Origin of the sequence: Herbaspirillum sp., assembly GCF_017744395.1 — a bacterium.
Classification (GTDB): domain Bacteria; phylum Pseudomonadota; class Gammaproteobacteria; order Burkholderiales; family Burkholderiaceae_D; genus Herbaspirillum.
Genome location: NZ_JAGIBI010000002.1, coordinates 502,275 through 516,307, shown reverse-complemented (window position 1 = coordinate 516,307; position 14,033 = coordinate 502,275). Strand labels below are relative to the sequence as shown.

Genomic DNA, 14,033 nt, shown 5'->3' with positions numbered 1-14,033 from the left:
CTTTCCGCTCCCGCAAAGAAAACAGCCCGGCCATCCATTCCGATGGCCGGGCCAAAGGCAAAGACGGAAACCGTCTTCGCCATTCTCCTCAAGACTTTCCCACTGCCGCTCAGAAGGTGTGGCGGATACCCGTCATCACGCCGACCTGGTTCTTGCCGGCGCCGACCGTGCCGCCGGCATCGATGGCGACCGCCGATGTGCCGCCGTTAGTGATGCGGCCCACCGATGTGTACAGCGCGGTGCGCTTGGACAGGTTGTAGGTCAGGCGCGCCACCAGCAGGTTGACGTCGTTGGGACTGTTCTTCACATCCAGGCGCGAGATCTGCGCATCCAGCACCAGCGCCGCCGAGAACGGATAGCTCACACCCAGGTAGTACAGATCGGAGTCGGTATTGGTATTGGCCGCCGCACGGGTGCGGCGATCGATCACACCGGCGCCGATCTTGGCCTCGCCCAGCATGACGTAGCCGTTGAGGGTCACGCGCTGGTCCGTGTTGTCGCTGCTGCTCAAGCCATTCGCTGCGCCGGTATTGCCGTACAGGATGTCATAGGAAGTCGTGACACCGAAACCCTTGCCGTCATAACCCAGCATGGCGGTAACCTGGCGGCAGGCCTTGCTGTTGCCGGCCACTTCGCCTGCGCAGTTGGTGGCGGCCGGTCCGCCCGAGGATGCGGTGTCGCGGCCGAAACTGTAGGTCGCGCCCACGGTGAAGCCGCTGAATGTGCCCAGATAGCCGATCGCATTGTCGCTGCGTGCATTGGGCAGGTAAGGATCGATACTGCCGATGGCGAAGATGTTCGGGCCCATCACGTCGGTCTTCAGTCCGGACAGGTAAGTCATGTTGACCTGGCGGCCGAGCATGACCTGGCCCCAGTCGCCCTTCAGGCCGACGAAGGACTGGCGGCCGAACAGGCGGTTGCCCTGCCCCATCGCGCCGGTGTCGGGCGCGAATCCGGACTCAAGCACGAACATCGCCTGCAGGCCGCCGCCGAGATCTTCCGTCCCCTTGAACCCGATACGCGAAGGGAACGAGCCGGTCAGCGACGGCATCTTGAAATTCGAATTGCCGGCCGCGTTGGCGTTGGTGGTGTACACCACGCCGGTGTCGATGATGCCGTAGATGGTGACCGAGCTCTGGGCCATTGCCGATCCCGCGCACAATGCCCCGGCCAGTGCGACTGCGCCGTATACCGTCTTTCTTGCCATTGTTGTCTCCTCCTATTGTGTGAACGATTGTTATTGGCCGGTCTGCTGCCGGTGGCCGCGCCATGATCCGGCGCGTGCCGGCGATTCGCTGCTCGCCGTCCGCTTGCCCTTCTTTGCTGCGAATGCCTTCGTCTTTCTTTTTCGGTGCTGCGCTGCCTCGCCCTGCGCGCCTGCGCGGGCGCAAGCAAGCCCTGGCCGCATGGCGTACGCCCTCGGCGCGGGATGTTTTGCGGTGATGCGCGGCGCACGATGAAGCACGTATACCGCATCAAGCCATGTCAATGGCATCGACTGATGCCTGGGGAAGAACCGTCTCCGCTCTTCTATTTTTTGGCGTTTTATTTGATGTGCGATTATCGAACAATATGTTGTTAACCGAACACTCGATACGATACTATTGTCCTCGCCGGGGCTTGTCAACAAAACGCGGGCTGGAAGAAAAGGCAACGCGTCGCCTTGATGCAACAACAAAAGCCTGCGATGCGAAAATAGCGGCGGCAGAAGAACCGGTTTCACCTCGACGAAATACGCGCAACCTGGAGACAAAAAATGACACGCAAAAAAACCGCTTTGCTGGCGCTGCTGGCAGGAGCAAATTTCATCGCGGCCGCGCACGCGCAGGCCGAAGACACTATCAAGGTCGGCCTGATCGCCGCCTTCTCCGGTCCCTTCGCCGACTACGGCAAGCAGATGGAAGGCGGCATCAAGGCCTACATGGCGCAGAACGGAGACAAGGTCGCCGGCAAGAAGGTGGAAATCATCATCAAGGACACCACCGGCCCTTCGCCTGAAATCGCCAAGCGCCTGGCGCAGGAACTGGTGGTGCGCGACAAGGTGGACTTCCTGGCCGGCTTCGGCCTGACGCCCGAGGCGCTGGCCGTGGCGCCGATCGCCGAACAGGCCAAGAAGCCCATGATCGTCATGAATGCCGCCACTTCGGTGATCACCACCAAGTCCAACTACATCGCGCGCTTCTCGATGACGCTGCCGCAGGTCTCCGGCCCCATGGCGACCTGGGCGCTGAAGAACGGCATCAAGCGCGTGGTCACGCTGGTGGCCGACTACGGCCCCGGCATCGATGCCGAGACCGCCTTCAAGACCAACCTGCTGGGCGGCGGCGGCCAGGTGCTGGAGTCGATCCGCGTGCCGCTGCGCAACCCCGAGTTCGCGCCCTTCATCCAGCGCATCAAGGACGCCAAGCCGCAGGCGGTGTTCATCTTCGTTCCGGCCGGCGAACAGAGCGTGGCCTTCATGAAGGGCTACCGCGAACGCGGCCTGGCCGAAGCCGGCATCAAGGTCATCGCCACCGGCGACCTGACCGACGACCACGTCATGCCGGCCATGGGCGACTCCACGCTGGGCGTGATCACCACCTTCCACTATTCGGCCGCGCACGATTCGCCGGAGAACAAGGCATTCCTGAAGAGCTTCGCCGCCGCCAACCCGGGCGCCGGCCGCCCCAACTTCATGGCGGTGGCCGCGTATGACGGCATGGCCGCGATCTACGACGTCTCCAAAAAGCTCAACGGCAAGATCGAAGGCGACAAGGCCATGGCCATCCTCAAGAACATGAAGTTCACCAGCCCGCGCGGCCCTATCGCCATCGATCCGGCCACCCGCGACATCGTGCAGACGGTGTACGTGCGCAAGGTCGAAAAGATCGGCAACGAGGCCTACAACGTCGAGTTCGACAAGTTCGAGAACATGAAAGACACGGGCAAGTAAATCCCGTCCGACACAACAAGGAAACGCCGGTGATGCATTGCACACCGGCGTTTTTTCTTGCTGCGGCCGCATTGTGCTTCGGCTACGCTCCGCCACCGCGTGAATCGAGCGATTCTTTCCCTGCAACGCAGCATTTCCATGCATCACCACACGCCGCAATTTTGTTCGGTTACCGCCCTCTTTTATGAATATCGAACAGACTTGCATCAGCATGGCCCTTGCGTTTACCCGTCACATATTTATACTAAATAACAGTTCTAATTTATAACTAAATTTAAAAACCAGCAACGGCGAGACGAGCAAAAGCATGAGCATCCACAGCAGCGAACTCCTGGAAATCCACCACCGCGGCGCCATCGCCGAAATCGCCATCAACCGCGAGGCCAAGCGCAACGCGCTCAGCGACCCGCTGGTGCGCGCCATCCGCGATTGTTTTGAAAACCTGCCCGAAGGCGTCAAGGCGGCCATCATCTATGGCAAGGGCGAACACTTCTGCGCCGGCCTCGACCTCTCGGAATTGCGAGAACGCGGCACGCCGGAGTCGATGCACCATTCGCGCATGTGGCATGCCGCCTTCGAGCAGGTCCAGTTCGGCCGCGTGCCGGTGATCGCGGTATTGCATGGGGCGGTCATCGGCGGCGGCCTGGAACTGGCGGCGGCGGCGCATATCCGCGTGGCAGAAGACAGCGCCTTCTATGGACTGCCGGAAGGCCAGCGCGGCCTGTTCGTCGGCGGCGGCGGCTCGGTGCGCATCTCGCGCCTGATCGGCGTGGCGCGCATGGCCGATATGATGCTGACCGGGCGCGTGCTGTCGGCCGAGGAAGGCCACCAGGCCGGCATCTCGCAATACGCCACCGCCGCCGGGAAAGGCCTGGACAAGGCGCGCGAACTGGCCGAACGCATCGCCGGCAATGCGGCCATGACCAACTACGGCGTCATGCATGTGCTGCCGCGCATCCATGACCAGTCGATCCAGGACGGCCTGATGACCGAGTCGCTGATGGCCGCGGTGGCCGGCAGCGATCCCGACACCAAACGGCGCCTGGCGGCCTTCCTCGACCACAAGCAGAACAAGGTCAAGCCGGCATAAAGGACAGCGCCGGCCAGCAGTCAGTAATACAGCAGCACATAACGACAAGACCGCGCGGCAACGACCGTGCGGATCACATAAACAGAGACATGTATGAACACTCCACCTCGCTATCGCAGCGTCAGGTTCGGCATCGGCGGCGTCGACGTATTTCCCGCCGCTGACGGCCAGGCCATCGTCAAGACCCGCCAGCCGCTGCAGGACTACCCCCACCGGCTGGCCGACAAACTGGTCCACTGGGCCGGGATCGATCCCGAACGTACCTTCATGGCGCGCCGCGACCCTGCCGGCGGCTGGCGCCGCATCAGCTATGGGCAAGCGCTGCAAAGCGCCAGGCGCATCGGCCAGGCGCTGCTGCAGCGTGGCCTGTCGGCCGAACGGCCGCTGCTGATCCTGTCGGAAAACGACCTGGAACACGCCATGCTGGCGCTGGGCTGCCATTACGCCGGCGTGCCTTACGCGCCGGTGTCGTCGGCTTATTCGCTGCTGTCCAAGGATTACGCCAAGCTGCGCCACGCGGTGCAGCTGCTCACCCCCGGCCTGATCTTCGCCGCGCACGGCGAGAAGTTCGCCGCGGCCGTCAATGCAGTGGCGCCCGATATCGAATTCGTAGTGACCGAAGCGCCGCCCGCCGGACGCGCCTGCACCCTGTTCTCCGAACTGGAGGCCACCGTCGCCGGCGAGGAAGTGGAACGCGCCCACGCCGCCACCGGGCCTGACACCATCGCCAAATTCCTGTTCACCTCGGGCTCGACCAAGATGCCCAAGGCGGTGATCAATACCCAGCGCATGATCTGCAGCAACCTGCAGATGATCGTCCAGACCTTCCCCTTCCTGGCCGAAGAACCGCCGGTGCTGGTCGACTGGCTGCCGTGGAACCACACCTTCGGCAGCAACCACAACGTCGGCATCGTGCTCTACAACGGCGGCACCATGTACATCGACGAAGGCAAGCCGACCCCGCAAGGCCTGGCCGTGACGCTGGAGAACCTGCGCGAGATCTCGCCCACGGTCTATTTCAACGTCCCGGTCGGCTGGGAAGGCATCGCCCATGCGCTGGAAAAGGATGAAGCGCTGCGCAAGACCTTCTACCGCCGCCTGCGCATGCAGTTCTACGCCGGCGCCGCACTGGCCCAGCCGGTGTGGGACAAGCTGCACGCCACCGCCGAAGCGGCCTGCGGCGAGCGCATCGTGATGTCGTGCGGACTGGGGATGACCGAGACCGCGCCCTCGGCGCTGTTCGTGGTCGACGAGCAGGTGCGCGCGGGACAGATCGGCATCCCCACGCCGGGCATGGAAATCAAGCTGGTGCCCAACGGCGACAAGCTGGAGATCCGCTACCGCGGCCCCAACGTGACGCCGGGCTACTGGCGGGCGCCGGAACAGACCGCCGAGTCCTTCGACGACGAGGGTTTCTTCCGCTCCGGCGACGCGGTGCGTTGGCTGGATCCGGAACATCACGACCGCGGCTTCATGTTCGACGGCCGCGTGGCGGAAGACTTCAAGCTCTACACCGGCACCTGGGTCAGCGTCGGGCCGCTGCGCGCGCTGATCGCGCATGAAGGCGCGCCCTACCTGCAGGACGCCGTCATCACCGGCCAGGATCGCCACGAGGTCGGCATGCTGATCCTGCCCAACATCGAGCGCTGCCGCCAGCTGGCGCGGCTGCCCGCCGATGCCTCGCGCGCCGAGGTGGTGGCCGCGCCGCCGGTGCGCGCGTTCTTCCAGGAGATGCTGGAACGCCTGCAGCAGCACGCTACGGGCAGCTCCAACCGCGTCGTGCGCGCGCTGGTGCTGGTCGACCCGCCATCCTTCGACAAGGGCGAAATCACCGACAAGGGTTCGATCAACCAGCGCGCCGTGCTGACGCACCGTGCGGCCCTGGTCGACGCCCTGTACCAGGGCAGCGATGCCGCCGTCTTGACCGCACATGCTGTCGCCACCCATTAAGGATCAACAGGACATGGCACAACAAGCTTTCTATTCCAGTTTCAAGGACGTCTGGATGGCCGGCGGCGTACGCACGCCCATGGTCGATTACTGCACCGCCTTCAGCCAGCTCTCGCCCACCGACATGGGCATCAAGGTGGCGCGCGAAGTGCTGGCGCGCACCGGCATCCCGGCCGCCGACATCGGCTCGGTCATCGCCGGCAACATGGCGCCGGGCGATGCCTACCAGTACATGCTGCCGCGCCACATCGGCCTGTATGCGGGCGTGCCGGTGACGGTGCCGGCGATCATGGTCCAGCGCATCTGCGGCACCGGGTTCGAACTGATCCGCCAGGCCGGCGACCAGATCGAACGCGGCTATACCGAGACCGCGCTGGTGGTGGGCAGCGAATCGATGACGCGCAACCCGATCGCCGCCTTCTCGCACCGCACCGGCTTCAAGCTCGGCGCGCCGGTGGATTTCCAGGACTACATGTGGGAAGCGCTGGTCGACCCCGCCCCCGGCATCACCATGCCGCAGACCGCCGAGAACCTGGCGAAGAAATACGGCATCGCGCGCGCCGCGGTCGACGAATACGCCGCGCTGTCATTCGAGCGCGCGCTGCGCGCCCGGGAAGAAGGTTTCCACGCCGGCGAGATCGTCCCGGTCGGCAACGAAACCTTCCGGCTGGACGGCTACAACGACCGCCACATCAAGCTGCAGGGCAAGATCGACCAGGTCGCGCAGGATACCCACCCGCGCCCCTCGCCACTGGAAGTACTGGCCAAGCTGCGCACGCTGTACCCGGACGGGGTGCAGACCGGCGGCAACAGCTCGGCGCTGGTCGATGCCGCCGCCGCCACGGTGGTGGCCTCGGGCGACTACCTGCGCCGTAACGATTGCGCGCCGCTGGCGCGCGTGGCCGCCGCCGCCGTGGTCGGCGTGCCGCCGGAAATCATGGGCATCGGCCCGGCGCCGGCGATCCGCCTGCTGCTGGAACGCAGCGGCCTGTCGCTGGACGATATCGGCTGTTTCGAAATCAACGAAGCGCAGGGCGCGCAGATCGTGGCCGTGGAGCGCGAGCTGGGCCTGGACCGTAGCAAGCTCAACGTCAACGGCGGCGCCATCGCGCTGGGCCATCCGCTGGCCGCCACCGGGGTGCGCCTGTCGATCACCGCCGCGCGCGAGATGCGCCGCCGCGGCGCGCGCTACAGCGTGGCCTCGGCCTGCATCGGCGGCGGCCAGGGCATCGCACTGCTGCTGGAAAACCCTTCCGCCTCCCATTGAACCGACAAGGAAACCGAACATGCAATTGCAAGGACAAGCCGCGCTGGTCACCGGCGGCGCTTCAGGACTGGGCGCCGAGACCGTGCGCCAGCTAGCGCGCGCCGGCGCCCGCGTCTCGATTCTCGACGTCAATACCGAAGCCGCCCAAGCGCTGGCGGCCGAACTGGGCTGCCACGCCGCGCGCTGCGACATCACCGACAGCGCTTCCGTCGAAGCGGCGCTGGATGCGGCGCAGGAAGCCAACGGCACGCCGCGCATCCTGGTCAACTGCGCCGGCATCGGCGGCGCCAAGCGGATGGTCGGCAAGGACGGTAGCCCGATGCCGCTGGAGGACTTCAGCCGCATCGTCAACGTCAACCTGGTCGGCACCTTCAACATGATCCGCCTGGCCGCCGCGCGCATGGCCGGCGCCGAGGCGATGGCAGACGGCGAACGCGGGGTGGTGATCGCCACCGCCTCGGTGGCCGCCTACGACGGCCAGGTGGGCCAGGCCGGCTATGCCGCCTCCAAGGGCGGCATCACCTCGATGACGCTGCCGCTGGCGCGCGACCTGGCGCAATACGGCATCCGCGTAGTGACCATCGCGCCGGGGCTGTTCCTCACGCCGCTGCTCTACAAGCTGCCGGAAGAGGTGCAGCAATCGCTGGCGGCTTCCATCCCCTTCCCCAAGCGCCTGGGTAAGGCGGAAGAATTCGCGCAGCTGGCGCTGCATATCGCCGGCAACCTGTCGCTGAACGGCGAAGTGATCCGCCTCGACGGCGCATTGCGCCTGGCGCCGCGTTGAAGGGAGCCATGCCATGAGCAAAACCGTCATCTATCCCCTCAACGTCGAATTCGGCGACTGCGATCCGGCCGGCATCGTGTTCTTCCCCAACTTCTTCCGCTGGTACGACGCGGCCTCGCGCAACTTCTTCCACCAATGCGGCGTGCCGCCCTGGCGCGAGACGGAAAAGACGCGCGGCATCATCGGCACGCCGGTGGTCGACATCAGCTCGCGCTTCGTGCGGCCGGCCACCTACGGCGACCGCGTGGAAGTCCACTCCACCATCGTCGAGTGGAACGACAAGACCTTCGTCATGCGGCACGAACTCAAGCGCGATGGCGAACTGCTGGCCGAAGGCCGCGATACCCGGGTATTCGCCATCCGGCATCCGGACGATCCTGCCCGTATCAAGGCCATCTCCATTCCGGCCGACATCCGGGAAATGTGTAGCTAATAGAAATCTTATAAATACAAGGAGACGACAATGAAGATGAAACAAGTATTCAAGGCCAGCCTGCTGGCATCGATGCTGGCTTGCGCGGGCGCCGCCCATGCCGAACTGACCATCGGCGTGATCATGTCGCTGACCGGCCCCGGCTCCGGCCTGGGCATTCCCGCCAAGAACGGCTTCGCGCTGTGGCCCGACAGCATCGGCGGCGAGAAGGTCAAGCTGATCGTGCTGGACGACGCCACCGACCCGACCCAGGCCAGCAAGAACGCGCGCCGCCTGGTGGCCGAGGACAAGGTCGACCTGATCATCGGTTCGGCCGCGGTGCCGCCGACGCTGGCCATCGCCGACGTGGCACTGGAAACCCAGACGGTGCAACTGGCCATCTCCCCGATCGAAACGCCTGAAGGCAAGGATGCCTGGACCTTCCGCCTGCCGCAGTCGACCGCGGTCATGGCCGGCGGCGTGGTGGACCAGATGAAAAAGCAAGGCGTGAAAACCATCGGCTTCCTCGGCTACTCCGACTCCTACGGCGAAAACTGGCTGAAGGAAGTCCAGCGCCTGGCGCCGGCCGCCGGCATCAAGGTCGGTACGGTGGAGCGCTTCTCGCGCGCCGACACCAGCGTCACCGCGCAAGCCTTGCGGGTAGTCAGCGCCAACCCCGATGCGGTGCTGGTGGTGGCCTCCGGCAGCGGCGCGGCGATGCCGCACAAGGCCCTGGTCGAACGCGGCTACAAGGGCAAGATCTACCAGACCCACAGCGCCGCCTCGCGCGACCTGATCCGCCTGGGCGGCAAGGATGTCGAGGGTTCCTTCGTGGTGTCCGGCCCGGCGGTGGTGCCGGAAGCGCTGCCCGACAGCAACGCCTCGAAGAAGCTGGCCACCGATTTCGTCACGCGCTATGAGAAGCAATACGGCGCCGGCACCCGCAACCTGTTCGCGGCCCACATCTACGATGCCCAGCTGGTGCTGCAGAAGGTGGTGCCGGAAGCGCTGAAGAAAGCCAAACCCGGTACGCCCGCCTTCCGTGCGGCGCTCAAGGATGCCCTGGAGAACTCGGGCAACATCCAGATCTCGCAAGGCACCCTGCACTACACCGCCAAGGACCACTTCGGCCTGGGCGACGATGCGCGCATCATGCTGACCATCCAGAACGGCAACTGGAAGGCGGCCAATCCCTGAGCAATCGTTGCGACATGACTCAACCACCGTTCGGACTGAGTAGCGGCATTGCCGCGTATCGAAGACGCACAGACGGCGCGCCTTCGATACGGCCCTAACGGGCCACTCAGTCCGAACGGGGGACTGATTCATTCAATAACGGCTTCTAACGACGAGCTATCTCACTCCGACTCTTCCGCTTCCGATATCCCGACACATGGACTCATCCATCGCCGCCATCCTGCTGCTGGACGGCTTGACCAACGGCATTGTCTACGGGTTGATCGCCATCGCCCTGGTGCTGGTGTTCACGGTCACCCGCATCCTCTTCATTCCGCAAGGCGAATTCGTCGCCTTCGGCGCGCTTACGCTGGCCATGCTGCAGCAAGGCCAGCGCCCCGGCCCCCTGTGGCTGCTGCTGATCCTGGCGTGTTGCGCGGCCGCGATGCAAACCACGGCGCTGCTGCGCGCCGGCCAGGCGGCGCGCCTGCCGCGCGTCCTGGCCAATACGCTGGGCCTGCCGCTGGCGATCGCCGCGCTGGTCTGGTGGGCCGCGCCGCAGCAGTTTCCGTTGCCAGTCCAGGTGGCGCTGACGCTGCTGCTCATCACCGCGCTGGGACCACTGATGTACCAGGTGGTATTCGAATCGATGGCCGATGCCAGCGTGCTGCAACTGCTGATCGTCTCGGTCGGCATCCATCTGGCCATGACCGGGCTGGGGCTGGTGTTCTTCGGCGCCGAAGGCTTCCGCACGCCGGCATTCTGGGATGAACGCTGGAACATCGCGGCGCTGACCCTGAGCGCGCAGACGCTGGTGGTGGTCGGCGCAGCCGTCGCCCTGCTGCTGGCGCTGTGGCTGTTCTCCGGCCACACGCTGTACGGCAAAGCCTTGCGCGCCACCGCGGTGAACCGCCTGGGCGCTCGGCTGATGGGCATTTCCACGACGCTGGCCGGCAAGCTCTCCTTTGCCGTGGCAGCGTTTATCGGTGCTCTGTCGGGCGTGTTGATCGGCCCGATGAGCACCATTTTTTATGACTCGGGCTTCCTGATCGGCTTGAAGGGCTTCGTCGCCGCCACCATCGGCGCGCTGGTCAGCTTCCCGCTGGCCGCCGGCGGCGCACTGCTGGTGGGCTTGCTGGAATCGTTCAGCTCGTTCTGGGCCAGCGACTACAAGGAAGTGATCGTCTTCATGGCCTTGCTGCCGATATTGCTGTGGCGTTCGCTGGTCACGCCGGCACATGACGAGGATGAGGAATAAGAACCATGACGACACGACGCATTCCTCTCTTCCTCCTGTCGGCGCTGCTGGTATTGCTGGCCCTGTTCCCGCTGCTGCCCACGCCGCAGTTCTGGATCATCCAGGCCAACTACATCGGCCTGTATGCGCTGGTGGCCATCGGCCTGGTGCTGCTGACCGGCATCGGCGGCCTGACCTCGTTCGGCCAGGCCGCCTTCGTCGGGCTGGGCGCCTACACCACTTCCTACCTGAGCACCGCGCATGGCGTCTCGCCCTGGCTGACGCTGCCGCTGGGCCTGCTGCTGACCGGCGCCTCGGCCTATGTGCTGGGACGCATCACGCTGCGCATGTCGGGCCACTACCTGCCGCTGGCCACCATCGCCTGGGGCATCAGCCTGTACTTCCTGTTCGGCAAGGTCGAATGGCTGGGCAAGTACGACGGCATTTCCGGCATCCCGGCGCTGCACTTCCTGGGCATCGACCTGGCGCAGGAGCGGCATCTCTACTACCTGATCTGGGCCATCGTGCTGGGCGCCGCCTGGCTGTCGCTGAACCTGCTCGACTCGCGCGCCGGCCGCGCTATCCGCGCGCTCAAGGGCGGCCGCTCGATGGCCGAGGCGATGGGCGTGGATACCGGCCGCTACAAGATCCTGATCTTCGTGCTGGCGGCACTGCTGGCGTCGGTGTCGGGCTGGCTGTTCGCGCATATGCAGCGCACCGTCAACCCGTCGCCGTTCAGCCTGGCGATGGGCATCGAATACCTGTTCATCGTGGTGGTCGGCGGCATCGCGCATATCTGGGGCGCCTTGCTGGGCGCCGGCGTACTCAAGCTGCTGGCCGACCAGCTGCAGGTGCTGCTGCCGGCGCTGCTGGGCGGCGAAGGCAGTTATGAAAGCATCGTCTTCGGCCTGATCCTGATCCTGCTGCTCAAGTATGCGCGCGGCGGCCTGTGGCCCTGGGTACGGGCGCTGTGGATGCGCGCCTTCCCGCCGGCGCCGCGGCCCTTGCTGCAACCGGGTGCGCAAGCCATGCCGAAGCGCCAGGCGCCGGCGCGCGGCGCGGCGCTGCTGCAGGTGGAGCGGATCGCCAAGCGCTTCGGCGGACTGGTGGCGGTCAACGAGGTGTCCTTCAATGTCAAGGCGGGCGAGATCGTCGGCCTGATCGGCCCCAACGGCGCCGGCAAGTCGACCACCTTCAACCTGGTCACCGGCCTGCTGCACGCCAGCGGCGGACGCGTCAGCTTCAATGGCCGCGACATCGCCGGCCTGCAGGCGCGCGCCATCGCCAGCCTGGGCATCGCCCGCACCTTCCAGCACGTGCGCCTGCTGCCGGGCATGTCGGTGCTGGAGAACGTTGCGTTGGGCGCACACCTGCGCAGCCGCCAGGGTTTCCTGCGCAACACCGTCAATGCCATGCTGCACCTGGAGCGTGGCGAAGAGCAGGCGCTGCTGGAGGAAGCGGCGCGCGCGCTGCACCGCGTCGGCCTGCAGCACCTGATGCACGAACAGGCCGGCAACCTGGCGCTGGGCCAGCAACGCATCCTGGAAATCGCCCGCGCGCTGTGCTGCGATCCGCTGTTGCTGCTGCTGGACGAACCGGCCGCCGGCCTGCGCCACCTGGAGAAGCAGGCGCTGGCCAAGGTGCTGCAGGAATTGCGCGCCGACGGCATGAGCATCCTGCTGGTGGAACATGACATGGAATTCGTCATGCAACTGACCGACCACATCGTGGTGATGGAATTCGGCGCCAAGATCGCCGAAGGCACGCCGCAAGAGATCCAGCGGCATCCCGCCGTGATCGAAGCCTACCTGGGTGGAATCGAATGAGCGAAACCTTATTGGAAGTGGAGCAGCTGCGCGCCAGCTACGGCAAGGTGCAAGCCTTGCACGACATCAATCTCAAGCTGGAGCGCGGCAGCATCGCCACCGTGATCGGCCCCAACGGCGCAGGCAAGTCCACGCTGCTCAACGCCATCATGGGCGTGCTGCCGGCACAAGGGGAGATACGCTACCGCGGCCGCGCCGTCGATCGCTACAGCCTGGAGCAGCGCGTGCTGGAAGGCATCGCGCTGGTGCCGGAACGGCGCGAACTGTTTTCCACCATGAGCGTGGAAGACAACCTGCTGCTGGGCGGATTCCGCCGCCTGCGGCTGCGCCAGGCGCAACCGCTGGACCAGCTGGCCACGGTGTTCGAGATGTTCCCGCGCCTGAAGGAACGGCGGCGCCAGCTGGCCGGCACGCTCTCCGGCGGCGAGCGCCAGATGCTGGCCATCGGCCGCGCGCTGATGGCCAAGCCGGAACTGCTGATGCTGGACGAACCCAGCCTCGGCCTGGCCCCGCGCATTGTCAAGGAAATCCTGCAGATCGTCTCGGAGCTGCGCAGCGCCGGCATCTCGGTGCTGCTGGTCGAACAGAACGCGCGCGCGGCGCTGCAGACCGCCGACTACGGCTACGTGCTGGAACTGGGCAAGGTCACCATGCAAGGCGAGTCGGCGCAACTGGCCGGCGACAGCCAGGTGATCCAGGCCTATCTCGGCTTCGGCAAATCGCCGGCGCCGGAATCCGCCGCCGCCTGAATACCGCCGCACCACCACATACAAGGAGGAGACCGCCATGAAGAAACTGTTCCTGTTGCTGCACGCCGCCCTGCTGGCCTTGTCGGCGGCAGCCCTGCCGGCGCGCGCCGCCAGCGACGCCGACAATACAAAGCTGGAGCCGCCCAAACCCAAGCTCACTTTCCTGGCGCGCTTCTCGGTGGACCTGGTGGCGCCGATCTGGGAACTCGGCAAGACCTCCGACCTGGGCCGACGCCGCATCATCCCGATCACCGGCGGCAGCTTCAAAGGGCCGCTGATGAACGGCGAGATCCTCAACAACGGCGCGGATTGGCAGACCGTGACCGCCGACGGCCTGGCCAACATCGACACCCGCTACCTGCTCAAGCTCGACGACGGCGAACTGGTCTACCTGCAAACCCGCGGCGTGCGCTACGGCCCGCCGGAAGTGATGGCCGAAGTGGCGCAAGGCAAGCCGGTCGATCCTTCCAAATATTACTTCCGCCTCTACATGAACTTCGAAACCGCGTCCAAGAAATACGACTGGCTCAACCGCGCCATGGGCGTGGGCTATGCGATGCGGCTGGGCAATGCCGTGGTCTACGACGCCTATCTGCTGAACTGAGGGACG

Annotated in this window: 12 protein-coding genes; 11 read left to right on the top strand and 1 reads right to left on the bottom strand. The window is 65.4% G+C overall.

Annotated elements, in window-relative coordinates:
* Positions 1-109: 109 nt before the first annotated feature.
* Entirely contained in the window at positions 110-1,207 is a 1,098-nt protein-coding gene (locus J7548_RS08305; RefSeq protein ID WP_290973032.1) for a porin, read from the bottom strand.
* A gap of 549 nt (positions 1,208-1,756) precedes the next feature.
* Here J7548_RS08305 and J7548_RS08300 point away from each other — a divergent pair.
* The 11 genes from J7548_RS08300 to J7548_RS08250 all read left to right on the top strand — a co-directional run bounded on the left by J7548_RS08300 (position 1,757) and on the right by J7548_RS08250 (position 14,027).
* On the top strand, positions 1,757-2,932 hold the full coding sequence (locus tag J7548_RS08300; protein WP_290973029.1) for an ABC transporter substrate-binding protein: 1,176 nt from the start codon (positions 1,757-1,759) through the stop codon (positions 2,930-2,932).
* Positions 2,933-3,239: 307 nt separating this feature from the next.
* On the top strand, positions 3,240-4,022 hold the full coding sequence (locus J7548_RS08295) for a crotonase/enoyl-CoA hydratase family protein (protein ID WP_290973026.1): 783 nt from the start codon (positions 3,240-3,242) through the stop codon (positions 4,020-4,022).
* A gap of 93 nt (positions 4,023-4,115) precedes the next feature.
* A complete protein-coding gene (locus J7548_RS08290) occupies positions 4,116-5,972 on the top strand; it encodes a feruloyl-CoA synthase (protein WP_290973023.1) in 1,857 nt (618 codons plus the stop codon).
* Between the two features lie 13 nt (positions 5,973-5,985).
* Complete coding sequence (locus tag J7548_RS08285) at positions 5,986-7,239, top strand: thiolase family protein (RefSeq protein WP_290973020.1); 1,254 nt, start codon at positions 5,986-5,988, stop codon at positions 7,237-7,239.
* A 19-nt stretch (positions 7,240-7,258) separates the two neighbouring features.
* Positions 7,259-8,023 carry an SDR family NAD(P)-dependent oxidoreductase gene (locus tag J7548_RS08280; RefSeq protein WP_290973014.1) on the top strand — a complete coding sequence of 255 codons (765 nt, stop codon included), beginning with the start codon at positions 7,259-7,261 and terminating at the stop codon, positions 8,021-8,023.
* A gap of 13 nt (positions 8,024-8,036) precedes the next feature.
* Entirely contained in the window at positions 8,037-8,456 is a 420-nt protein-coding gene (locus J7548_RS08275; protein WP_290973011.1) for an acyl-CoA thioesterase, read from the top strand.
* A 30-nt stretch (positions 8,457-8,486) separates the two neighbouring features.
* On the top strand, positions 8,487-9,632 hold the full coding sequence (locus tag J7548_RS08270; RefSeq protein ID WP_290973007.1) for an ABC transporter substrate-binding protein: 1,146 nt from the start codon (positions 8,487-8,489) through the stop codon (positions 9,630-9,632).
* 196 nt (positions 9,633-9,828) lie between these two features.
* Positions 9,829-10,869 (top strand): branched-chain amino acid ABC transporter permease, encoded by a 1,041-nt coding sequence (locus tag J7548_RS08265; protein WP_290973004.1) that lies wholly within the window; start codon positions 9,829-9,831, stop codon positions 10,867-10,869.
* A gap of 5 nt (positions 10,870-10,874) precedes the next feature.
* The gene (locus J7548_RS08260; RefSeq protein WP_290973001.1) at positions 10,875-12,674 is read left to right on the top strand and encodes a branched-chain amino acid ABC transporter ATP-binding protein/permease; all 1,800 of its coding nucleotides are present in this window, start codon (positions 10,875-10,877) and stop codon (positions 12,672-12,674) included.
* Positions 12,671-13,423 (top strand): ABC transporter ATP-binding protein, encoded by a 753-nt coding sequence (locus J7548_RS08255; protein WP_290972998.1) that lies wholly within the window; start codon positions 12,671-12,673, stop codon positions 13,421-13,423. The genes J7548_RS08260 and J7548_RS08255 overlap by 4 nt, the downstream gene beginning before the upstream one ends.
* Positions 13,424-13,460: 37 nt before the next feature.
* Positions 13,461-14,027 carry a DUF3237 domain-containing protein gene (locus tag J7548_RS08250; RefSeq protein WP_290972994.1) on the top strand — a complete coding sequence of 189 codons (567 nt, stop codon included), beginning with the start codon at positions 13,461-13,463 and terminating at the stop codon, positions 14,025-14,027.
* The last annotated feature ends 6 nt before the right edge of the window (positions 14,028-14,033 follow it).

Bases quoted from the DNA above. Each gene is read 5' to 3' on its own strand.
- J7548_RS08305 (WP_290973032.1), bottom strand. From the start codon at position 1,207: ATGGCAAGAAAGACGGTATACGGCGCAGTCGCACTGGCCGGGGCATTG.
- J7548_RS08300 (WP_290973029.1), top strand. From the start codon at position 1,757: ATGACACGCAAAAAAACCGCTTTGCTGGCGCTGCTGGCAGGAGCAAAT.
- J7548_RS08295 (WP_290973026.1), top strand. From the start codon at position 3,240: ATGAGCATCCACAGCAGCGAACTCCTGGAAATCCACCACCGCGGCGCC.
- J7548_RS08290 (WP_290973023.1), top strand. From the start codon at position 4,116: ATGAACACTCCACCTCGCTATCGCAGCGTCAGGTTCGGCATCGGCGGC.
- J7548_RS08285 (WP_290973020.1), top strand. From the start codon at position 5,986: ATGGCACAACAAGCTTTCTATTCCAGTTTCAAGGACGTCTGGATGGCC.
- J7548_RS08280 (WP_290973014.1), top strand. From the start codon at position 7,259: ATGCAATTGCAAGGACAAGCCGCGCTGGTCACCGGCGGCGCTTCAGGA.
- J7548_RS08275 (WP_290973011.1), top strand. From the start codon at position 8,037: ATGAGCAAAACCGTCATCTATCCCCTCAACGTCGAATTCGGCGACTGC.
- J7548_RS08270 (WP_290973007.1), top strand. From the start codon at position 8,487: ATGAAGATGAAACAAGTATTCAAGGCCAGCCTGCTGGCATCGATGCTG.
- J7548_RS08265 (WP_290973004.1), top strand. From the start codon at position 9,829: ATGGACTCATCCATCGCCGCCATCCTGCTGCTGGACGGCTTGACCAAC.
- J7548_RS08260 (WP_290973001.1), top strand. From the start codon at position 10,875: ATGACGACACGACGCATTCCTCTCTTCCTCCTGTCGGCGCTGCTGGTA.
- J7548_RS08255 (WP_290972998.1), top strand. From the start codon at position 12,671: ATGAGCGAAACCTTATTGGAAGTGGAGCAGCTGCGCGCCAGCTACGGC.
- J7548_RS08250 (WP_290972994.1), top strand. From the start codon at position 13,461: ATGAAGAAACTGTTCCTGTTGCTGCACGCCGCCCTGCTGGCCTTGTCG.